22 protein-coding genes are annotated in these 23055 nt (G+C 31.2%); 5 read left to right on the plus strand and 17 right to left on the minus strand.

What is annotated here, in order from left to right; all coding sequences use genetic code 11:
* Positions 1-220: 220 nt before the first annotated feature.
* From ACOQOS_RS04495 to ACOQOS_RS04510, 4 genes are all read right to left on the minus strand, one after another.
* On the minus strand, positions 221-877 hold the full coding sequence (locus ACOQOS_RS04495; RefSeq protein ID WP_420573771.1) for a response regulator: 657 nt from the start codon (positions 875-877) through the stop codon (positions 221-223).
* A gap of 5 nt (positions 878-882) precedes the next feature.
* Positions 883-1656 carry a sensor histidine kinase gene (locus ACOQOS_RS04500; protein ID WP_420573772.1) on the minus strand — a complete coding sequence of 258 codons (774 nt, stop codon included), beginning with the start codon at positions 1654-1656 and terminating at the stop codon, positions 883-885.
* Between the two features lie 173 nt (positions 1657-1829).
* Positions 1830-2483: a hypothetical protein gene (locus ACOQOS_RS04505; RefSeq protein WP_420573773.1), complete on the minus strand. Its 654-nt coding sequence runs from the start codon at positions 2481-2483 to the stop codon at positions 1830-1832.
* Positions 2484-2495: 12 nt separating this feature from the next.
* Positions 2496-2927 (minus strand): hypothetical protein, encoded by a 432-nt coding sequence (locus ACOQOS_RS04510; RefSeq protein WP_420573774.1) that lies wholly within the window; start codon positions 2925-2927, stop codon positions 2496-2498.
* Between the two features lie 246 nt (positions 2928-3173).
* On the opposite strand from ACOQOS_RS04510, the gene ACOQOS_RS04515 reads away from it, so the two are divergent.
* Positions 3174-3431 carry a hypothetical protein gene (locus tag ACOQOS_RS04515; RefSeq protein WP_420573775.1) on the plus strand — a complete coding sequence of 86 codons (258 nt, stop codon included), beginning with the start codon at positions 3174-3176 and terminating at the stop codon, positions 3429-3431.
* On the opposite strand, the gene ACOQOS_RS04520 is transcribed toward ACOQOS_RS04515, so the two are convergent.
* The 8 genes from ACOQOS_RS04520 to ACOQOS_RS04555 form a co-directional block, all read right to left on the minus strand.
* On the minus strand, positions 3409-4257 hold the full coding sequence (locus ACOQOS_RS04520) for a biotin-dependent carboxyltransferase family protein (RefSeq protein ID WP_420573776.1): 849 nt from the start codon (positions 4255-4257) through the stop codon (positions 3409-3411). The genes ACOQOS_RS04515 and ACOQOS_RS04520 overlap by 23 nt on opposite strands.
* Positions 4251-5705 carry a 5-oxoprolinase subunit PxpB gene (pxpB, locus tag ACOQOS_RS04525; protein WP_420573777.1) on the minus strand — a complete coding sequence of 485 codons (1455 nt, stop codon included), beginning with the start codon at positions 5703-5705 and terminating at the stop codon, positions 4251-4253. The genes ACOQOS_RS04520 and pxpB overlap by 7 nt, the downstream gene beginning before the upstream one ends.
* 22 nt (positions 5706-5727) lie before the next feature.
* Positions 5728-6660: a hypothetical protein gene (locus ACOQOS_RS04530; protein WP_420573778.1), complete on the minus strand. Its 933-nt coding sequence runs from the start codon at positions 6658-6660 to the stop codon at positions 5728-5730.
* Positions 6661-7851: an Nramp family divalent metal transporter gene (locus ACOQOS_RS04535; protein ID WP_420573779.1), complete on the minus strand. Its 1191-nt coding sequence runs from the start codon at positions 7849-7851 to the stop codon at positions 6661-6663.
* Complete coding sequence (locus ACOQOS_RS04540) at positions 7835-8971, minus strand: DUF2891 domain-containing protein (protein ID WP_420573780.1); 1137 nt, start codon at positions 8969-8971, stop codon at positions 7835-7837. Before ACOQOS_RS04540 ends, ACOQOS_RS04535 begins: the two co-directional genes overlap by 17 nt.
* Before the next feature lie 637 nt (positions 8972-9608).
* Entirely contained in the window at positions 9609-9797 is a 189-nt protein-coding gene (locus tag ACOQOS_RS04545) for a hypothetical protein (RefSeq protein ID WP_420573781.1), read from the minus strand.
* Between the two features lie 159 nt (positions 9798-9956).
* Positions 9957-10844: a LytR/AlgR family response regulator transcription factor gene (locus ACOQOS_RS04550; RefSeq protein WP_420573782.1), complete on the minus strand. Its 888-nt coding sequence runs from the start codon at positions 10842-10844 to the stop codon at positions 9957-9959.
* A 197-nt stretch (positions 10845-11041) separates the two neighbouring features.
* A complete protein-coding gene (locus ACOQOS_RS04555; RefSeq protein WP_420573783.1) occupies positions 11042-12397 on the minus strand; it encodes a lipase family protein in 1356 nt (451 codons plus the stop codon).
* Positions 12398-12951: 554 nt separating this feature from the next.
* On the opposite strand from ACOQOS_RS04555, the gene ACOQOS_RS04560 reads away from it, so the two are divergent.
* Positions 12952-14499, plus strand: coding sequence for a T9SS type A sorting domain-containing protein (locus ACOQOS_RS04560; protein WP_420573784.1), 1548 nt, complete (start codon positions 12952-12954; stop codon positions 14497-14499).
* 148 nt (positions 14500-14647) lie between these two features.
* Here ACOQOS_RS04560 and ACOQOS_RS04565 read toward each other — a convergent pair whose 3' ends face one another.
* Both ACOQOS_RS04565 and ACOQOS_RS04570 read right to left on the minus strand, forming a co-directional pair.
* On the minus strand, positions 14648-14896 hold the full coding sequence (locus ACOQOS_RS04565; RefSeq protein ID WP_420573785.1) for a hypothetical protein: 249 nt from the start codon (positions 14894-14896) through the stop codon (positions 14648-14650).
* 114 nt (positions 14897-15010) lie between these two features.
* Entirely contained in the window at positions 15011-16666 is a 1656-nt protein-coding gene (locus ACOQOS_RS04570; protein WP_420573786.1) for a helix-turn-helix domain-containing protein, read from the minus strand.
* 306 nt (positions 16667-16972) lie between these two features.
* On the opposite strand from ACOQOS_RS04570, the gene ACOQOS_RS04575 reads away from it, so the two are divergent.
* Entirely contained in the window at positions 16973-17206 is a 234-nt protein-coding gene (locus ACOQOS_RS04575; protein ID WP_420573787.1) for a hypothetical protein, read from the plus strand.
* A gap of 143 nt (positions 17207-17349) precedes the next feature.
* On the opposite strand, the gene ACOQOS_RS04580 is transcribed toward ACOQOS_RS04575, so the two are convergent.
* From ACOQOS_RS04580 to ACOQOS_RS04590, 3 genes are read right to left on the minus strand one after another with little or no spacing between them, the layout of a single operon-like run.
* Complete coding sequence (locus ACOQOS_RS04580) at positions 17350-18087, minus strand: LytR/AlgR family response regulator transcription factor (protein ID WP_420573788.1); 738 nt, start codon at positions 18085-18087, stop codon at positions 17350-17352.
* Between the two features lie 6 nt (positions 18088-18093).
* Positions 18094-19800 (minus strand): tetratricopeptide repeat-containing sensor histidine kinase, encoded by a 1707-nt coding sequence (locus ACOQOS_RS04585; protein ID WP_420573789.1) that lies wholly within the window; start codon positions 19798-19800, stop codon positions 18094-18096.
* 41 nt (positions 19801-19841) lie between these two features.
* Positions 19842-20246: a hypothetical protein gene (locus tag ACOQOS_RS04590; protein ID WP_420573790.1), complete on the minus strand. Its 405-nt coding sequence runs from the start codon at positions 20244-20246 to the stop codon at positions 19842-19844.
* A gap of 256 nt (positions 20247-20502) precedes the next feature.
* Here ACOQOS_RS04590 and ACOQOS_RS04595 point away from each other — a divergent pair, with 256 nt between their 5' ends.
* Together ACOQOS_RS04595 and ACOQOS_RS04600 are read left to right on the plus strand one after the other, a co-directional pair.
* Complete coding sequence (locus ACOQOS_RS04595) at positions 20503-20979, plus strand: hypothetical protein (RefSeq protein WP_420573791.1); 477 nt, start codon at positions 20503-20505, stop codon at positions 20977-20979.
* Positions 20972-23047 (plus strand): hypothetical protein, encoded by a 2076-nt coding sequence (locus ACOQOS_RS04600; protein ID WP_420573792.1) that lies wholly within the window; start codon positions 20972-20974, stop codon positions 23045-23047. The genes ACOQOS_RS04595 and ACOQOS_RS04600 overlap by 8 nt, the downstream gene beginning before the upstream one ends.
* Positions 23048-23055: the final 8 nt, after the last annotated feature.

Here is a 23055-nt window from a genome sequence, read left to right on the forward strand (position 1 = left end):
AAAGTCCTCACGGACTTTCTATTCAGTCTGTATTCGCTAAATTAGTTGCTTAAACGACGTAACTTACCTTATACAAAGACCTTATACTTCTCGCAAAGACGTATCAAACATGTCAAAAATATAGTAGTATCTACCGAAGTAAAATGATCTTGGTTCTAACAGCGAAAACAGTCTAAGAGATTCACGCTCAAGCAGGAACAAGTCTAAAAGTAAAGCGTGTCTACTTACTATTTACCATATTGTTTCGGATGGCATACAATACCAAACCAATTCTGCTTTTTACCTTAAAATGTTTAAATAAAGATTCACGATATCCATCAATTGTCTTTGGGCTTAAACACATCTCTTGTGCAATTTCTTTATACGTCATTTCCGTACAAGCCAATTTTAAAAAGGTAAGTTCTGTATCTTTTAATGGTTTTCCGTTAGCAACTTCTTTCTCATCGTTACCGTGTAGTGAATTTAGCAATGTAGTAGCCACACGTTCAGAATAGTAAATTCCATTAGAAATCACTTCATTTAAAGCTTTGTAGAATATTTCTGGATGAATATCTTTCAGCAAATATCCTTTAGCACCTAAACGCAACATTTTTATAATAGTTTCCTCATGATCATCCATAGATAATGCCAATACTTGAATACTTGGACGGTTTTCTTTAATCCATTCCATCGTTTCAAAACCGTTCATCACTGGCATATTGATATCTAACAGAATGATATCTGGGACATTTTCGGATTCTAATAATTTCTTAATCAGTTCGCTTCCATTCTTTACATGGTACAAAACCTCAAACTCATCAAATGCATTGACCAAACCTTGTAATGATTGTGCAAAAAGCAAATGGTCATCTACAATTACAACTGAATGTTTCTTCATTATTTCTATTTATAGGGATAGGATAAAGTTAAGGAAACTCCTTTATTTTTTGCGGATTTCATAGCAAATTCTGCATTTATAATTGCCGCACGGCTTTTCATATTAATCAATCCTGATCCTTTTTCTATTTCTCCTTCTTCAAAACCAACTCCATCATCTTGCGCTAGTATCATCAAGCGATCTTCTTCATAATTCAAGGTAACTTCTAAGTTTTTTGCTTTAGAATGCTTGATAGCGTTTGAAAAGAATTCCTGCAAAATACGAAACAGAATAATTTCTTCTTTAATATCTAACGATTTTTCTTCTCCTAATATACGTAATGTTGCCACTAAAAAGTTGAGTTTATTAAATCGTTCCAACTCCAACTCTACCGATTTTACCAAGCCCATATTTTGGATGATTTCGGTATTCATAGTTTTAGATAGCAAGCGAATTTCTTGCAAACTTTTCCCAACAATTTCGCTAATATCGTCCAACTTCCCTTTGTCTTCATCAGCGAGTTGTGTGCCAAGAATATTAATATGCATGCGTGCCACAGACAATAATTGTCCAATATTATCATGCAATTCCCAGCTCATATTTTGCAAAGCTTGCTCCTGAATTTCAATTTGAGATTTGGCAATCTCTTCCATATACCGTTTTTCCGCTTCTTTCTTTTCAAGAATAAACTTTAGTTTACGCTTTTGAAAAAAGACAAACAAGATAATAACGGTAATTAACAAAATAAGCAACACCATAGATGTTGCTGCTACAAGCATTTGTACTTCTTGATCGTTCATAAGATTTCTTCAAATAATATCATTGTCTTAAGGAAATGTCTTCATGTTTGATTCAAAGCTGATAAATTTCCTCTTCTTTTTATGTAAAAACACTAAAGTAAAAACTAATAATATTCCTACAAGAAAAATCGTTGAAGCGCAAATAAAAACCAATGTACGTATTTCTTCTAATGTCATAAACTTGTAGACTCTTTAATGTTTTTATAAGATTTATAAAACCCAACAGCAAAACAACTATACATTATAACATTAAGCACAAATACAACAAGGCTGTATATCCACTTATCTATTGTTAGAAACAACTTAGAAGCAAACATAAATGGCATAAATGTTCCATAAAACAATAATACACCTAATGCAAACCAAAATAATACTGAATCTGTAATGCTAAGTATAGTGTCTTTGTTGAAAGTTTCAATAAAATAAAAACATATTGATAATAAAACTAGTATAACTCCTATTCCATAGGTATAAGTTTGATAACCTAAAAAGAAATCTTGCCAGTATATAATATTAAGTAAAGAAAAAGTCAGATAAATGAAAATAGATAGTCTAACTATTTTCTTTCTACTCAATGATTCTAAAAGTGTTTGAAACCACCAAAGATAAAAGGAAAGTTGCACAATTATAAATACATTATAAACAGGGTAATTAACTATGCCAAACCATTTATGAAAATTAGAACCAAAAAACTCTGTCAAAACAGCATACAGAATACTAAAAATAAAGTATTTGGCTTTAGTATTTGCATAATTTTTGTAATTATATAATCCATAAATCAGCACTACTAAAGCCAAATATTTTGACAGAAAACGTATATCTTCCATTAATGTTAAATATTATTCTCCATAATCGTTTTGTGGAGGATTCCCTCCATCTCCAAAGTTCATTGCAGAAATCGTTGTGATATCTTCACTATCATCAGCGCCTTCACCACCAAACTCTTCACCTACATTAAGATTAAGTTTTGCTTTGGTTGGGCACATAAACAATGTGTTTCGTCCTACTTTAGATTTATCTTCTGTACTTTCTGGATATACTCCAAAATAAAATCGGATACCATCAACACTAATTCTTTGTTTTAATGCTTCTTGCTTTACATAATTGATGTATCCTTCTAAATCTTCTAGCGAATACCAGCTAGAACAACAAAAACTACTAGCGTCTTCAACGCCAAAGCCTTCTTTTTGCTTGTCTTTATAACTAAGATTTAGGGCACGCGCTTGTTCGTTACTAATAAGCTTGTCATTAGGGGTTTTGTAGTCACTCATACTATAATATTATTGATTATTATGTCACCAAGTTATTTATAAAGAACCACAATTCAAAGGTTACTTTCAGACAATTGTTTGCGAAATAAACTTAAAAAACTGATAATTAGTTTTTTAACGCACATCACTTGAATAAAACTCAGGTTTTTTCCTTTTACAAAGGGGAAAAATCCCCTTTTTTTAAGGTACTTTCCTCTTGCAAGCTATTTTGTAACACTGTATTTTCGCTTTTAAATAACCTCCGTAATGACCTCAATAGATAAAAATAGAAGTGCTTCTCGCGCAATTATTCAGTCACATATTGACAAAGCTTTCTCTGAAAAGTTTATTCAGTGGAACGACGGATTGAACTACACAGAATTTATCCGTGCATTATGGCGTTTGTTTTTAAATCATGAGAGTTTTAAAGAAGGAACGCAAGATATTTTAGGTAAATTAACCGAAGAAGATGCCATGCAATTACTTTCTGATGAGATTGATATTACAAAATTGAAAGCTTCTTAAAATATACCCAATCTCTTGTATATTTCTGCGCAAGTTTTATCATACTTTTTTCTTCTAATTGTAGAATTCTTGGGTAACCGCCAGTAGTTTGGCAATCTTTCATTAATACAATTAATTTTCCTGAAGGTGTTAATTGAATCGTTCCTGGTAATACAGCAGAAGTGATGATTGATGGAAAGTTATTTTCAATGATTTCATTGAGTTGGTACGCCATTCTATTGTTTAATCCAATTGAAAAATTTGTAGAAAACAATCGATTTTTCTGTTCTTTTGACAAGAAATTAAATTCTGGACCTTCATAGACTTTGATTTCATTACTAGCAAAGATTTCTTTGTGTACAGCAATGTTCGCTTTGGATTCTATATTATTAGAAAATACTTCGTATGGAATAAAATCACCTGTTGACACTCTTGATTGTGTTGTAATTCCATCATAAGAACTTCTACTTTTTAATCTTTTTTCTGTTTGAAAACCATTTTTTACTGCCAAATACGTTCTAACACCATACATTGGCTTACCAAAACTCAATACATCGCCTTTAGAAACGTTTACAGGAATATTTAACCGTACTGATTGATTGTTTATCATTGGCGACAAATCTGCACCGCAAATCACTATTTGTGTTGTTTTATGAAACTTTAGCTTCGCTCCTTGCAAAGTCATTTCCAATACCGCAGCATTTTCATCATTTCCTAATAATTGATTTGCTAAAGCTGCATGATATTCATCCATCACTCCAGAAACTGGTACGCCATAATTTCGATATTGAAATCTTCCTAAATCTTGAATAGAAGTATACAAACCGTTATGTAAAATCTCTAACATTCCACGGATGATTTTAGTTCATAATTTCCGTTAGAAACAGCGATTAAAATCTCATGATATTCTTCTAATGAAACTGGAACAAATTTTATGAAATCACCTGCTTTTGCGAAACATGGTTTTTCTTTGAAAACATCAAAAAAATTGATTGGAGAGTTTCCCAAAATTTGCCATCCGCCAGGGCTTGATTTTGGATAGATTCCTGTCTGAATTCCACCAATACCAACAGCACCTTTTTTGACTTCTAATCGCGGTGTAGATTTTCGGTCAATATGCAATCGTTTATCCAATCCGCCTAAGTATAAAAAACCAGGTAAAAAACCTATAGAAAAAACTTGATATTTTGGAGCTGTATGAAGCTTGATAATTTCAGGAATTGACAAGCTGTTTTTTTGTGCAATTTCTTCCAAATCAATTCCAAATTCCAGATCATAGCACACAGGAACTTCCCAACAATATTGTGTTGCGGCCTCTTTTTTGTCAGAAATAGAAGAAAATAGCCATTCCAACAAATGTTGGAGAGCTTTAATATTTATTTTTTCATTATCATAAATAATTAATAATGAATTGTTTGATTGAATTACATCAAGTATAACTTTAATATTAAAATTTATGGTTTTCTGATAGTATTCCAACACTAAATTTAGTACTTCAGGAGTCATTTTTGCTTGCCAAGTAAGCAATATTCCATTATTTCCATATGATGTATAGGTAGGAAATTTTGGTTTTGATACTTCAATTCCTGAATTGAAATGTGTGTGTAATTGCTGTATAATTTCAATGGCATTTAAGGTATCAGAATGCACACAAAATGTATCAGCTTTCAAGATACATTTTTTATCTGAAATCGTTTGTACTTTTTGTTCATTTTTGAGGAGAGAAACATGCTGAATAATCTCCCCTATTTTGGTTAAAATGGCATTGCTTTTTTTTCGTAAAACGAGTGTCAAATCATTATTATAATTTCTATCTGCAAACGCTTCATAAATGACTTGAAAATTTTGTTGCAAAGCTTCTTTTTCAATTACAGAATTGTATGGAATATAGAGTTTATATTTGTCCTTATATTTTGAAATTGCTGTTAAAAAAAGTTGTGCCTTTTCTGCGCTTTTTGCAACATCATTATACAATGCTCCATGTGGTTTTATATGTGTGATTTTTGCATCATGTAAAGCGGCAATTTCTTCTAGATTTGAGATTTGATTTTGAATCGTTTTGATAAATTCGGCGGAAGCCATATCGACAGAAACACGTCCAAAATTTTCTCGATCAGGATACGAAGGATGTGCGCCAATTTCTACTTCGTACTTTTTTGCCAAAAGTACAACTTCACGCATTGTTTCCATATCGCCTGCATGTCCTCCACACGCAATATTGCATGCGCTAATGTACGGCATGAGTATTTCCTCATTGTCTACGCCTTCTCCAACATCGCAATTGATATGTATCATTTTAGGTTTTGAGTATTTATTTTTAGATATCATCTAACTTAATAGGAACCAACTCCATAGGTTTTTCTAATATTTCTGAGAGTTTAGGTAAATTTTGCTTCATTCCGTATGCATAAGCACCATCAAAAAGGTAATTTCTACGAATAAATCCATAACTATTGAAGAGTAGTTTTAAGTAATCTGTAAAAACCAAAGGTTTACAGTTTTCAAAAACGACACCATGATTTTCTCCCATATATACTAATGGATTTTCTGTATTTGTTGCAAAAGCTGCCATATTTTCATCAGAAAAGTAATCGAATATTTTGATTTTTTCACCTGATTTTAAGTGTATTGCATGTTCTAATTTTGTCCAATCTTCCCTGAAAACTCGCTTTAAGTCTAGTATTTGTATGGAACCATACATTTCTCCAGATCCAGAAGCTATGATGTTATAGCTGTCTTTTTCATCGTAAAAACTTCGTTGAATGTTGATGCTCGCATAACTCCAAATTAGTTTTAACTTTCCAAAGATTGCGTAAAATTCTTTGATAGCTTTTGGAATATGATGTTTTTTTTCAAGCCTTTTAAAGTCTTTACTAACATAAGGTTTACCTATATGATAGTAGCATATAAAAATGTCAGTATGCGAAAAAATAGTCCGTAATCGCTCTGTAACATTCTCAAAAAAAGTATCCAAATACTCAAATTCAGCATCAAATTCTAGTAATTCCTGTTCAAATACAATAGTTGCATTTGGATATAACTTTAAATGTACTTGTGGATTGTATCCAAAGTGTTTAAACTGACTTCCTATAAGTACATGATCAAATTCTTCTGGTTGATACGCGTCTTTTACTATAAATCCTCCTCTTTCTTCAATGTATGCGGTCACTTTCTTTTTGGTACCTAAATGGTATTTTTTAATATTAGAAGGCAGCAAAAATCGTTTCCCATGTATGATATCTTTTTTCATTTAAAATACACTGTAAATTCCTTTTATTCCTAAGATTAACGTAATCAGAATGATACAAATAGCTAATATGTTTTGAAACAGTGTATTCTTGTATTCACCTAAAACATTGGCTTTGTTGACTATCCACACTAAAAAGATTGCCACAATTGGTAATAGTAAACCGTTTGCAACCTGAGCAAACGTAATCACTTCTACAGGCTTAAATTTTAAGGATGAAAATACAACTCCTAAGACTAAAATAATTGCCCAAACGGCTCTGAAACGATTATCTTTCAACGATGCTTTCCAACCAAAACAACTTTTGGCAACATAGGCAGCTGCTAAAGGTGCTGTAATTGCAGATGTAATTCCTGCGGCAAATAAACCGATTCCAAGTAAGTATTTAGCATATTCTCCATATAGTGGTTCTAATCCTTTTGCTAAATCGAAGGCATTCGAAATGTCGCCACCAGTTGTCGCTGTTGCTGCAACGATGATTGACATAGAGACAAATCCTCCAAGAATGATCGATATAATTGTGTCTTTTCTAGCCGTTGATAAGTCTGTTTTGGTTTTCCATTTTTCTTTTACTAAAGACGCATGCAGAAATAAATTGTATGGCACTACAGTTGTTCCTATGAGTCCAATGATGATGAGAATACTATTTTCTGGAATGGTTGGTACAAATGTCCCTTTAAGAATTGCTAATAAGTCTGGTTTTGTTAAAATTGCCGTGATTAAAAACGAAATACTCATTAGCAATACTAAGCTCACTAAACTTCGCTCTAATATTTTGTAATTCCCTATAAATAGTACGATAAACGTTATAATTCCTATGAGTATTGGGTAGAATACTGTAGCTGCTTCTCCGAATACTTGCATCCCTAATGCAGCACCGCTGATGTTTCCTGCTTCATACGCTGCATTTCCTATGACTATAGCACCTAAGATTAAGAAAAGTGCTAAATTTCGTAATAATGGACTCGTTATTTGCTCTTTGATGACAGCTGCTAAGCCTTTTTGTGTTATGATTCCTGTGCGAGCTGCCATTTCTTGTAATACAATGGTTGCAATGATAGATAGTAACATTGCCCAGAGTAAGCCATATCCAAATTGCACACCTGCTTTTGTACAAAGTGTTACCGTTCCTGGTCCTATGAATGCTGCCGCAACCAGTGTTCCTGGTCCAATATTTTTAATCCATTTGAACATTGGCAGCTGTGTTTAAGGCATATATTGCAAATGAACCTAACCAATGTGTTCCTTCGTAATTATCGTCTACAATACTTGGCAATGAATAGTTTATGTGTTCGTTTGCGACATTTTTTAAGTGTGCATATTCTGGGAATTCATTCGCAATTCCATATAAACACCAAGCTCTACTAAAGTTTACGCCGTCTAAATGCACAAGTTTCCCATCGGTTCTGTCTGATACTTTTCCTTGTGCCAATTCAAAGTTTTTGTCGCCTAATTGTGGTAAAAATGTATTCAACCAAGTTTTGAATTCCTTTTTGCCTAACACTCTACGCATGATATCTGCTTCTTCTAAACATGGCGATAAGAAGTCAAATCCACTTGGTTCCCATGAGATTGGACAGTTTTCATCTGTCATATAAAAGTCTTTTGCGCGTTGTTCTATTAAGCTTTTTAAGGTTGTATTTTTGACTGTTTTCGCATAATCATACGCAAATGTAAGTCCAAATGCAGTGTTTGTGTGCTCTCCTACTCTAATTGGATAATTTAGTTTTGGTAAAAAGTCTAGATATCCTTGTACAATAATATCTGTCATTGGTTGTAAATTCGTTTCTAATTCGCGTGCTAACGGATCGTTCCATGTATGTAATTCTTCTGCTAATTTTAGCAACCATGCCCAACCATACGTACGTTCAAACGACTTGTTGTATTTTCCTTTGAAGTATAAGATTTCGGTTTCTATGTTTTCTTTGGAGATGTTTTGTGCTAATTTTTCTCTGATTTCTGCACTATTTTCCAAATTCGGAAATTGCTTAAGTAATGTAATTAACGACCAATGTCCGTGAACTGATGAATGCCAATCAAAGCAACCGTAAAATGCTGGATGCAATGCTTTTGGCGATTGTAAATCTGCTGCACTTCCGATGGTTTGATTTAGTTTGTTAGGATATTCTTCCTGCATACAGTGCAACGGCAAAGCTGCTAAACGATTGGCTTCTGCTAAGGATAATGTGGCAATTTTAGTAGAAACCTTCACTGTTTTATTGGTATTTGATGTTTGAGAAGTTGGTTTTGCTGATTCTTTGGGTTGACATTGTATGAAGATACAAAGCATTAAAAAGTAGCTGATTTTTTTCAATTTTTGATGGTGTTTTGGTTGAAGGTATCAAGATAGGAATTTCTGTGTAGACTTTGTAAACATGCTAAAACTTCTTATACTTTGTTCTTTGTTTGAACTAATCATTTTGTTCTTGCATACGTAACAAGATTCTTTTTTTATAGACTTATAGTGCATGAAATATCTTTCCTCAAATAATATCCAATTACGAATTATTCCAATAGTATTGGTTGCGCTAATGCTACTTTTTGTTTTGACTTTAGTTTTGAAGAATAGTCTTTTATTTTTACTGATAAGTTATTTTATAATTACAAGTATATCTACATGGTATATATTGAAAACATATCATAAGATTTTCAATGTTTTTTATGATACGGAATTTTTACATCTTAAAAATTCAAAACTACATAGAAAGATTAAGCTTGAAAATGTTCGATATATTGAACGTAAAAAGTCTAATATGAGAATTTTAGGAACACAATATTATGAATATCATATTGCATTTTCTTCAGCATTTGGTATGATTGAATATATACATATTTGGATCCACTCTGTAAATAATAATATTTCTGATTTTCAGAAATGCTTACATGCTGATAATTTTAGGCATTAAAAAAAGCGAGCCAAAGCTCGCTTTTCATTATTGATTTGGAAAAAGTTAGCATATCCAACAAGTTAGGATACGTTCGGTGGCACATTTACATTTTGTAGCGCAATAGGTTCCGTTTACAGAAACACAAGCTGGCAATGTAATCATTGTAGGTGCTGGGTTTCCTCCATTAATTTTGTCCAATTGTGATATGGAGCCTTTGTTTAAACTAAGTTTTTTGATGTTCTTTTTTTTCATACTACTGAAATTTTGATGGTTATTGATTGGTTTTTCGCGATTTCAAAACTGATTTTTGCAGTATTATTTTTTGAAACCACCTATCAATATTAACCTGTTTTTCAGATGTTTAAAAAGATTTGTGACGAATGAATGTGTTTTGTGACGAATGTATATTTCTTATTTTTCGACTTGTTTTAGGTAAGAAAGCACTTCTTTAGTATGTCGTTTGCTGACAGGAATTTGCTCTTTGGTCGTTTCAAATGATAGTAAGATACGTTGTGAATTTCCTTTGTGAGATTTTATTTTTTGAACATTTACAAAGTACTGTCTATGGCATTTTATGATGAAATGATACGGTTGTATTCTTTCAGAAATGTATCGTAAAGATGCACGTAACAATTGTGGTTTTTTATCTCCTGTAGCAAAGATTTCCACATAATTCCCTGAAGCTTTTATGTATTCAATAGCAGCTGGAGTTACTTCTATGCATTGATTGACTACTGGTGATTTTAGTATGATTTTGTTATTTAAGGAAGTTGTTTTTAATGGATTCGCTGTCAAATTGAGCGATGTTTCTATTGTTTTTGGAGTCGCTTTGTTTGTATAGATTTGATCTAATAGAATCGTAATGATAAACAACGGAATAGCAATGATAATAGATCTTGGAATAGTGACAAATACATAATAGTTTGGATCTACTTCGCCAACATCCATCATGAATCGATGATAGATTGTTCCTAAAAAACCTGCAATACTTAAGATTGCTACTAAAAACAACCAATGCTGATAGGTTTTCCATGGACGATTTTCGTTAGCAAATCCTAATTTTTGAAAGAGTATCCAATATAGCGTGTAAATTACGAATGCTGTGTTGATTCCGTAGCCAAGTTGAATGATTTGTATTGGAATTTCAAATTTTGGAATTGCCAAATAGTTATCATACGGATCAAATATGAATACAAAAATAGTTAGGACAATACCTATTATCATAGATAATTTTAAATAATACGTTTGATTGTCAACAAGTTGATGTTTTCGCAAAAAATAGTTCGTAATTTTGGTCATGGTCAGACTCTTTGTGTAAAAAGCGACTATAATTTACAAAATTATTTTCTGAATGAGTCGTATTTATCATACGCTTTGTGATGGATTTTATGTTTTTGTGATGAGTGGAATAAGGAATTGATTCCTTTAAACTAAAAAAGCATCCAACATCAATTGTAAGTTGATATTGGATACGTTTAACATAAGGCGAATATAATTTATTCTTCTACTTCTTCCATTAACTTTTTTAATTCTTCATCACTTAACTCGCTTAATTCAAACAAACTATTTATATCAAAACCGACAGCTTCACTGGTCATTTCCATGACCTTTTCTTCAGTATTATTAGTTTTAACTGTTAATTGATCTTCTTTTAAACATTTTGTTCTAATCTCTGAATATCGTTTTAAGAAGTCTTCTACATTTAATAATTTATTATAAGCTGTAGTATGTTGATAAGAAGCTTGCACAAAAAATCTAGTCAAACTTTCTAAACCTTTCAGGTTTTCGTGAAGTGGCTTTGGAATCCAAGATTCTGTAAGAGGTGGGTTTTTTCTAAGAAAATTAAATAATTCTTTAGCTTTGTTATCCATAGCCACATCAAACGTACCTTCCAATGAATTTAAAGGTTGAATTTGCTTATATATAACTTGTGGAGGAAATCTGTCTTTATTAATTGTATTTAATATAGCTACAAGTGCTAATGTTTTAAAGCTTTTATTTGTGATACCATGCTTTTTGTAAAGATCTGGGATTTTGACTAGGTCACTTTTGTCCCAAGCCATTGGCACTATATCTAAATTATTTTTTACGGCATGATAGTCAATTTTACCTTCACTAATTTGTTTTTCGTAATAATGAATGAAGCTTGTTTTTGATCGATAAAAGGTAGTTTCTACTCCTATAGTTGGCCCAGCAGTAGGATATGTTGATATCTTTATCGTTGCTTTAGAACCAAATTCAGCTTTTTTATCGGAAATAAACAAAGCTAATGCTGGAGAAAGCGCTCCTCCTAAACTATGACCAGTTACTGCAATTTCAGTTTTTTCTATTTCTTTGTCATTCATAAAACTTTTGATTGCTGTAAAAAAATCAGCGCCTTCAAATTGCATTTCCTTTGTTAAAATATGTAATCCTGTAGCAGTTCCTTGCGAAATTGAACCATATCCATGACCTGTAATGCTTCTCCATCTTTTAGTGCTCTTTACATCAAAATCTTCTTTCATCCAGCCAAAGCTCGAAATAGAATTCGTTCCAGCAATTGCAATTACAAATAAGTTTTCACTTTTTGAATAGTAAACTCCCATTGTATTATCTGCTCTAGCAAATGATGAGTTTTTATCGTTTGAATATACAACTGGTCCCCAAACTGTTTCCCAATCTTCTCCAATATATTTCTTCGTTTTTTCATCTGATATTACTTTTTCAGATACCTTAGTTACAAATTTTTGTAATTTTTTATACGATTGTTGACAAGTTGTTTCTTCTTTAAAAATAACTCCAAAAGCTGAATTGCTAGCTAATGAAAAACTGTGTATAATTTGTGCTCTTTTGTCTTTATTTGATTTTGTCATAATTTTTGTTTTTTGTTACGTATTGTATTTCTGGTTTTTATCTTTTTCTATAAAATTTGACATAACTATTAATTTTAGTTGATTCCCCTACTCTATTTAGGCTTTTCAGATTCCGCCATGTAATGCTTTAAAAGTGGTTTCTTGTTGCTGCTTTACATGGTAAAAGTAGTTGTGAACTCAACATAGATTATCAATAATTCATGAATGAAGAAATTTGTGCTGTGAGCGATGAAAATTTGTGAGTGAACAGATTTTAGAAAATTCCATAGTTATATAGAAAATACTTCTAGAAGTTTGATGTTGCGTAAGGGATCGAACGGTTTGTTTGAGCTCTTTTGAAAAATAGTTCTTGCAAGCACAAGAAACTATTTTTTGAAAAGCGAGTAGTGAGTGCCCGACCTCCATTTTTAGGAGGTTACGCCATTATGGTTAAAATTGATAAATGTTTTTTATGTATGTGTATTATTAGTAGGTTTGTACTTATTATTAATTATTCAATTTTACATAGGGCATACCGATTTGCGCCTTTGTAATGTTACCAACATTTATTTTTGATGAAAAAATTTACCTTTTTTACATTTTTACTTTTTTATCTGTGCTTTTTGAATGCACAACAAATTACTAAAATTTTACCGCCTGACGGTTATGGCTTGGACGATCAAGAAATGATTTCTCATTATTTTTTAAGTGAGAATGATATCATGCTTTGTAGTACTAAACTTTATAACGATACAAATAATAATTATGAGAATTATTTGGTGTTGTACGATACCGTGAATGAGTCTACTCAACTGATCACTAGCTTTTTTGGCACTTCTAATGTAGATTGGACTAGCTTTAATAGTTTTACGAGGTATAATGATCTTATTTATTTTAGATTTGGTAGAAAGGTCTGGAAATATAATATTACTACTGAAACAGTTACTCAAGTGTTAAATGTTACCAATTTAGACGGTTTTGATATAGTTGGAGATTTTTTAATTTATTATACGCCTGGAGTTGCTCATTTTAGAGATTTGAATACAGACCAAGTCGTAACCACTTTTGGTGCGGCTTATCTTGATGCTTTTCATTTAGAAAATAATAGTATTTATTTTTATGAAGCTGATTTTGTCTCTTCATCAAATAAAACTTACAGTCTAGTCAAATACAATATTTCTAGTAATAGTTTTCAAACGTTGTTTTCTAATTCTTTTAGTACTTCATTTTCTATTAATCGTACTAGTAGTAGTTTTAGACTTGGCAATAATCTTATTTACACGATACATACGGCAAATGGTGTGGGAAGTTATGTTTCTTTAAATATTACTACCGATACGATGAATTCAGATTTTACTTTTAACATTAATACTCAGTTTAAAATACCTGAGCCGTTTGTTATTGGTAATCAAGTTTATATTACAACCGAAGATGACACTTATGTTTCTGATGGCGTTAGTCAGCCTACTTTAACTACGCTTGGTGAGTTTTTGGGAAGAGATTTAGTTGATGGCGGTTTGGTGTATAATGATGAAATTTACAGAGTTGTTGATAGAGATGATTTAGGTCCTGAATTATGGAAAACTGACGGACAAACGATGAGTTTGGTGAAAGATATTTATCCTGGCACTGGTGGCGGAATGTCTATCTCTACTTCTACAGGAATTGTAAATAATAATAGAATTTACACAATTGGAATATTTAGTGTTATTCATGAATCAGACGGAACCGACGCAGGAACAGTACCAGTATATGATAACGATTTGTTTACTTTTGCTGGCGGATTGAAGCGCGATAATAATAGTAGACTTTATTTTTCTGGAACATCTCCAACACTCGGTAGCGGATTGTTTAGATTAGTTCCTGAAACTCTTTCCATAACTGAGTTTGACTCAAATTCAGCTTTGGTGAATTTGTATTTGAATCCGCTTACAAATACACTTACTTTTGATAAACTTGTAGACGATGTACATATTTACGATATGCAAGGAAAGTTGATTGTAACTGCTAGTGATACAGAAATGATGAATGTTGCACAGTTAACTTCAAATACAGTATACATTGTTAAGTACACATATAACGAAAAGATCTACACTAAAAAGTTAATCCTTACGAGTAAATAATTTAGTATATAAACAAATGCTCATAAATATCTTTTGATAGTGTTTTTATGAGCATTTATTTTATAGAATTACTTACATCTTTACATGTACAAAGAAGATCTCTCCTAGTTGCGATTAGCTTCTTCTAACTATGTTAAGTTTGTGTTTATTACTGATTGTTACAGGCAAAAAAGCTACCTATTATTGAAGTGATTCCTCCAATGGTTGGTATGCTATTGTTGGTGTTTGATTTGTCATCTGTCATGTGCGTATCATTTGTGGTACATTCTCCACAAGAAGCTTCTGGATCGTGAATATCTGTTTCTATTGGATCTGTACCTCCATATAAACTAGACATTGTAGAAAGATTGACAATTTTGGTTTTCTTTAGCGAAAGCACTAATGATTTTTTTTTCATGATTAATGATTTTAAAAATTATGGATGTAAACTAAAGAAAATAGACTTTTTAGGTCTTCTTTTTTTTGATGATAAAGTATATATTCATGAATGTATAGCATTTTTGGTATTTTTTTACTTGTTATGCACCTTTTTGAATTCTCTGATAAAATATGATGGTTTGATTCCTTTTGCATTGTAAAATGCTTTTGAGAACGATTGCACATTGTTAAAACCAACTTCTGCAGCAATGCCCTTTACTGTATATTTTAGAAAGGTTGGATTTGTTTTTAGTTGCTGAATGGCATATTCAATTCTTAGGTTGTTAATGTAATTTGAGAAGGAACATTTTTTGTAATGATTTACAACTTTCGACAGGTAGTTTGGATTGGTTTGAAGCTGTTTTGCAAGAGAGTTTAGCGTGATTTCATTAGAAATGAATTCGGCTTCGTTTTCAAATGTTTCTAGTTGTTGCAGAATGTTGTCAATAATTTCATCAGGAACTGCTATTTTTTGTGTTGTTGCAGTTCGTTTTTGAACAGTTGTCTCGGTTTTTGATGCATGAATGGCTTCTTGAAATCTGTGTTTGTATGTTTTTCGTTTGCGATATTGTATACCAAAACCAATGAGCAATAAGAGAATTAGAATGAATAGTATGATGATTGCACTTTTATATGTCTTTTTTTGTTCATGTTTCTGATTTTGTAAGTTTTCATTTTCTGCTCTTAATTTTGGAATGTCGTAATCTTTGAAAATAGCTTTGTTTAGGTATAATTCTTCTGTTGTACGAATGCTATCAACTTTGATGAGTTGATTTTTGTAGAAGATCTGTTTTTTTAAGTCTTTTTTCTTTTCATAGTAATTGTCTAACCGCAAATATGCCTTTCGTATGGTAGGAAATATCGATTGCGTTTTTTGAAAAATAGAATCTACTTTTTTATAAAATTGAATTGCCTTTTCTTCCTGATTAGTTTCTCTGTATATTTCTCCTGTGTAGTAGTAAGCAAATACAAGTTTATCATCATCATTGATACTTTCAAAGTATGATAGATGCTTTGCAATGCTATCAATAGCTACAGTGTAATTTTTATCGTGATAATTCGTTACACCTTGGTTAAACGCAAAATGCTTTACATATGATTCTTTTTGCAAACGAATAGCTTCTTTGTACCCTATTTTATTGTAATACCTTGCAGAATCCACATTTTTAATATCGTTGAAAATATTTGCCAATGCAGAAATTGAATTTAAATACTCAATGGCTAGAATTTCATCTTGATTCTTTTGGCTATACGCATAGTTTTCTCGATACAATTGCAAAGCTTCTTCTATATTTCCTGTACGTCTTTTTACAATACCTACATTGTATTTAGCACGAGAAATCATATCTTTTTGATTGAACTTTTCTGCATATTCATAAAATTGCAAATAGTTATCTAAAGCTCTTTGATAGGCTCGTTTTTGATAGTAGAAATCGCCTTTTTTCTCGTATGCAATTGCTGGATAATGTATTGTAGCTTCTTTTGTTGTTAGCGCAATAATACTATCACTGTATGCCAATACTCGTTCATCTGTATAGGTTACTGACAAAATGCGATATCCAGTTATTTTTTTGCTCTTTTGATCTTTGAGATCTTTTTCTTTTTTAGCTTTTTCAAGGAAACGTTTTCCATAGAAAATTTTTTGTTCTAATGTTTCAGCCTCATTGTATAAACTATAAATCTCCTGATAATCCTTATTTTCAATTCGTTTGATGGTTTTATACTCTTCATCACTGGAGCAAAAACACATAAGAAGCAACAGTATTTGATATGGGAATTTATTTTTTAAAAACGTACGTTGTTTTTTAAATATGCAAAATGATTTCAAGGTGGTAGTTTTTTGTATTATTTAAAAATACTCTTTTTTACAGAAAAAGTACAGATTCATGAATGTATAGTATGAATTTATGAATGTAACTTTCTTCAATTTGCTTTCCTTTTTTTTGAATTGTTGCTTTGTAAAGCAAAGGCATAAAGATCATTTTTGTTTTTGCTGACATATACAGTGCGTGTCATAAAATGAAATCTGTTTTTATTAATTCAAAAAATTCAATTTATGAAAAAAAACATTTCAAATCTCGGAACCGTTTTAAGTAAAGAGCAACAACGTGAAATTAACGGAGGAACAGAAGCTAGCTTAACGAATCGACAAGCATATTGTGCTTCACTTTCAATTGTATATTATTCATTGACGAATGATCCAGAAGGAGACGGAATTAGCGCAGAGAACGACCGATTAGCTCAGGAAACTTTACAGCAATGGTACAAAGAATGCGAAGGCGTCAACTAAAAACACTTCACATTATTGTTTGGTAAAACATGAATCGTGATTGAATTCTAATACAAAAATGAATATGATTATTGCGAATTCGTTGAGTAACACCAATTTAATAAAGGGAAATGAAAAGGCTTTGAAAATTATTTTTGAAGCCTTTATTTGATGATTGTAAAAATATCTAATAGTTGTTTTCGATGACGTTGGCTTACTGGTAAACTTATGTTATTTCTGAGTGTTAACGTATAATCTGTTGGATATACTGATAAGATTTTATCTGTATTCACTACGTATTTTCGATGAAGTGACACAAAATTGTCAGGTAAGGTTTCGGCAAAGCTCTTGAGTGATTTTTGAACTAAGAAACGTGCATCTTCCGTATAAATGTAACAGTATTTATCGTCTGATTCTACATAATAGATATCATTAATTGCAACCTTTATTAAGACATTTCCTTTTTTGATAAGAAGTTTGTTGTCTACTTGTAAGGCATTTTCGATTTTTGTTGATAGTTGCCCTATTTGGTCTGCATATTTTTCAATAGCTAGTTCTATTGAAAACCTTATTCCATAAGGATTAACTGGTTTTAATAAGTAACTATATGGCTGTTGCTTTTTTGCTGCTGTGAATGATAACTTATCTTTTGAGTTGGTTAAAAATAGAATTGGAATTGGTCTACTTTTGTTGATATAATCTGCGAATTGAATTCCTTCTCGTTCACCATCTATGAAAATATCTAAAATTGCAATGTCAGGGCTGCTTGTGTTAAACAAATCTATCGCTTTTTCTAAATTTGTCGCAACTCCACAAATAGTATAGTGTTCTGAGAGTATTTCTGTAAGTATCGAAGCTTCTTCTACGCTGTCTTCAAGAATCAAAATATTTATTTTTTCCATAGTGGTTTATGCTACATTTTTGTAAGGTAATGAGATATTTACTATCGTTCCTCCTTTTGGGTTTTGCATTATTTTTATAGTTCCGCCATTAAGCTGAATCATAGACTTTGTTAGCATTAAACCTAAACCAGAACTTTTTCTACCTGTGGTATCCTTTTGTGATTTATTTGATTTTATTTCGAAAATACTTTTCAATACTTTCTCAGGAATTCCAATGCCTGAATCAGTAATAAAAACTGTAAATGATTCAGTATCTATTTTGCCTGAAATCATAATTTTACCGTCTTTTGGCGTAAATTTTATAGCGTTATCTAAACAGTTTCGAATAACAATTTTAAAAATTTCCATATCGCCATATACTAAAACTGATTTCTCAATGTTCGTGCTAAATTGAATGTTCTTTTCTTCGATTAATGATTGGTATTGCAGTTCTATTTGATATACAATTTGCCACAATGGGAACCATTCCTTTTGAACTGAAAGCAAGTCTGACTGGCTCAATGACCAATTCAATAAATTATCTAATAGTAGACTGAGTGAATCAATAATTTGAGTTACATTTTTATCTGTAGGAGTAGTTTCTTCCTTTTTAATTGCTTTCAGTTGAAATAATTGCTTTAAACGCGCTACAGGACTTCGTAAATCGTGTGCTATAATGGTAAATAATTGGTTTTTAACTGTGTTTGTTTCGTTGAGTTCTTTATTTAACTTTTGGATTTGTTTATGCTGTTGCTTTAATTTTCTGTAGAATACAAAACCTATTAGCAATACAAGAAGAATTCCAATAGAAATTGCTATGAATGTATTTCGTTGTGCTGTTTTTAGGTCTAATTCCGTTTGTTTTTGAGCAATATTGAACGCTTCTTTTTCTTGTGCAACCTGCCATATCGCATTTTGTTTTTGTAGTGAATCGTTGAGTATAGTATACTCTTTAAAGTATTTGATAGCAGCTTCATGTTCTTTTGAAACTTCAGCTATTAGATGTAAGTTAAAAGCAATGGTGCTTTTTAGCGCTAAGTCTTTGAGAGGTTTGGAAAATATATATGCAGAATCAAAGTATTTCTTGGCGGTATTATCTTCATATTGCTCAAAATATAAATTACCCAAGTTGGAGTAGTTTCTAGCAATTTGAATTGAATCTTGACTTAATTTGTATAGTCTTAACACTTTTTTATATAAAGAATCTGATACTTTATAATTCTCTTTCGATAGATATATAAAAGCCTTACTTTCATCTATTTCTATGGTAAAAAAATGTGTTTTAGGCACTTCTATTTTAATCGCTTTATTATAATAAATGAAAGCTGAATCGTATTGCTTGTTATCAAAATATAGTTTTCCTAAACTTTTATATACAAATTGTTTTATTTTTTTATTATTTGTATTACTAATACTGAGGAAGTATTTTTTGGCTTCGTTTTCTACTTCTAGTTGTACAAAAATGTGCTTCTCTAATAATTGTATTAGTGTATCGTTTGTTTTAGCATCATTTAGAATATATCGTTTTGCTTCTTTAAACTTATTATTAGCAAAACTTACATGTGCATTATGCCATGCACTTGCTGTTTCAACTATTTTTTGCTGTCTTTCTGTGTTAATATTACAATAATCGCAATGGTTTTTAAACCAATCATCGGTATATGAACCTTGTCCAAATATACTATTGGATAAGAATATACATATTAGATACATGAAACGCTTGGTAGTTTTCATCGTTAAAAAATAGGTTGATTGTTTTAAAATTTCCCTATTATTTATTTAGGTGGAATTACTCTAGTGCCTCTTTTGGGTTCTCCAATGTTTTCATTGAAATCAATATTGACAGCTACTTCTTTTAAACTTAATACATCTTCTTGGTTATTTGGTTCTAAAACTAATTCCCAGTGAGATCGTTTTAGTAAACCATCTATTTCTTTATTTTTATTTTCAATATTAATGTCAATATTTATAATGTTTTCATCGATTTCTACATTTTTTGGAATAAAAATATTGTCCTCAATAATATCTTTTACAAAATGAGCTGTGATGTGAATGACACCATTTTTATCTATCTGTACTAGTGGTCCAATAGAGTTTGTTTTTGTATTTATATCAATAATTCTTGGGGCACTTTCTGTTACTTTGTACTTCGTAATAGTATTAAATTGGATTTCTTCCATGGTAGAATTATTAGGGTTAGTATTTTACTAATATATATTTTATTCACAAATAAAGAAAGAATACTCGCTCCTATTTTTTAATCGTTCACAGCATATTTTTCTACGTTTATTGAATAATTTAATCGATGCACCATTTCCATAATTACATTTATCATAAACAAAGCAATTAAAAGGCGTCATTTTAAAAGCTTAGTAATGGTGAAATCCGAAAAACCTAATGTTAAACAGAGTAGGAAAAACTTTATAATATCAAACTATGGCTAATTATGCGAATAATGATTATTTAACTCAATTGCCAGGCGGCGCTATTATTATGTGGTCTGGCACATTGGCTGATCTTAACAAATTAAAAAACTGGGTAATATGCGACGGTACAAATAAGACTCCTGATTTAAGAAATCAATTTGTAGTAGGCGCTGGTAAAAAATATATGGTAGGTGATCATGGAGGTCACAACGATATAAAACTAACTGTGAATAATTTACCCGCTCACAGGCATGATATAAAAACTAATAGTACACGATTAATGTCTCCGAAAACATTTGTAGCTCAAAAAAGCAGTGGTATTGGAACGGCGGAAAGTATGTATTTTAATAAAGGTGATGATACGACATATAAATTAGAAAACTGTATCAGTATTAAGTCTGTCGGAAACAACGCGCCATTTGATAATAGACCTCCATATTTTGCGCTTTACTACATTATGAAAATTAAATCGAACGATAATGAGTAATGATATAGATATACGTAGAGTAAATCTCGGAACATGTTTTAACGCACGTACACGAGAGATTAAGTTTAACTCACAAGGGTTTGACATAGAAAAATTGGCAGGCAATAAACTTATTAGAACGAATCGAGGAGATTTAGAATTTCATTTAACAGCTTCTTCAGATAATGATTCTAAATATCAAAATGATTTTTTTGGAACACATGCCAAGGCAGAGTTTGGTTTATTAAAATCTAAAGTAGGAGTCGGTTTCAGTATGCAAAAAAGCAGTAGCAAACTAACAGAAGTATCAACTATAAACTGTAAATTAAGTAATAAAATTGTAGGTCAGAATATAGAGCTTTTGAATTTAGATCCACATTCTTTAAAAGATTACTACAACTGTCTTATGCCTGGTGTAAAGAGAGCTTATGAAGCATTAATGAATGAAACCGACTTATTGGAAAAATTAAAACTACATAATGAATTCATAGAAGCTTATGGTACAGGTTTCATTTCTCGATTATTTCTTGAGTCCGGAGCAATTGCTAATATAATCATCAAACGTAATAGTGAAAGTACTTCTAGTAGTAAAAAATATGGTATCACAGCTGCTGCTTCCTTTAAAGGAGCTGGAGTTTCTAATGCTAACGAATTTGGTAAAACAATACAGAAAGGAGGTATTGAAGGCTCATTAGAAATCCATCAAAAAGTAGTACCACATGATTCTCCAGCACAAGAATGGATTACAGAAGTTGTCAAAACATTTACTGGAGAAGGCGTTAAAATTCTAACTGAATCTACTACATTTTCTAAATTACCAAAAGTAACTTATCCTAAGTTAGAACCTTTTCCTAAAAAAGACGCTAAAAAAGAAGAACCTCCAAAGAATAAAGGTGGAGAATTAGATGATAAGCTTAAGCAAAAGATTATGAAAACGGAAGATCCTGATTTTACGGGAAACTGGGATGAATGGATCAAGAAAAGGAAAGAAGAACAAAAAAAAGAAACTGATTTAAAAAATGTTATTAGTGAAACTGAAGAAATAGAAGAACAACGTATTTTTAGTAAAACTTCAGATTCAAATTTCATAGATTTTTTTAAACCAAATACAGAGCATTATAGCATTACTGATTTAAGCACAGATCATATAAAAGGATATGCGCCTACTGATTTTGTATACACACCATGGAGCACAATTTTTCCTGACATCAATAGTATCAGTGCTATTCTTGGTAAAGACATGAATATTTCAAAAGTTCTGATGTTTCACATGTCTAGAATTCAATTTTCTCAGTTTTTACAATTTGCAGATATCGCATTAAGAGATATAGGAAATCATCCAGAAAAAACGACAAAAGAAGATTTAAACAGATATAATAAATGCTTAGATACGTATACAAGAAGTTTACGTAATAAAGTTCATATAAAAGATTGGTTTAATAAACAAAACTATAGTACAGCTATTAAAGCTTTTAAGTTCAGTTTAGTAGAATCTAAATTAAAAATAGTCAATTACGAACTTTTTTATCAATATTATAACTACATAGCTCAATGTCCATTTGGTATGATTTTACATCATTACAAAACAAGAAGAGATGCTCGTGGCAATATTAGGTATTTTGCTGATAAAGACATGGTTCTTACTAAGATAGAATTAGATGAACATACAGGGAAGCAAATACCATATTTTGAAAAAATTATTGATAAACACAAACAAATAGAAAAGGCGCTAAGAATATATTTACTGCCGAGTTATAATAAATATAAAAGTGTTGTGTTTGATTTATGTTTCTACTATGACTCTAAAAATGTTTGTGAAAAGAGTAGATTTATAAAATTAGACGAACTCAAAATTAATTCTAGTGTGTATTATAAATCTAGAATTACCGAAATAGATCTTCTAAAAACGAAGAAAAGGTTTCCTAATAAATTTATTTTTGATAATAAACTATCTCTCGAACCAACACATATTGGTTTTAAAAATGTTGATTTTCCTAATTTGAAAATTCCAGGGCCATATCCTATGTTTGAAAATTTCCCCTTCGACTTAGCAGGCGATTACAGTAAGTTAGACGAACGATTGTTATAGATTATATA

The sequence above is a fragment of the Kordia sp. genome, from assembly GCF_965224175.1.
In the GTDB taxonomy this organism is placed as follows: Bacteria; Bacteroidota; Bacteroidia; order Flavobacteriales; family Flavobacteriaceae; genus Kordia.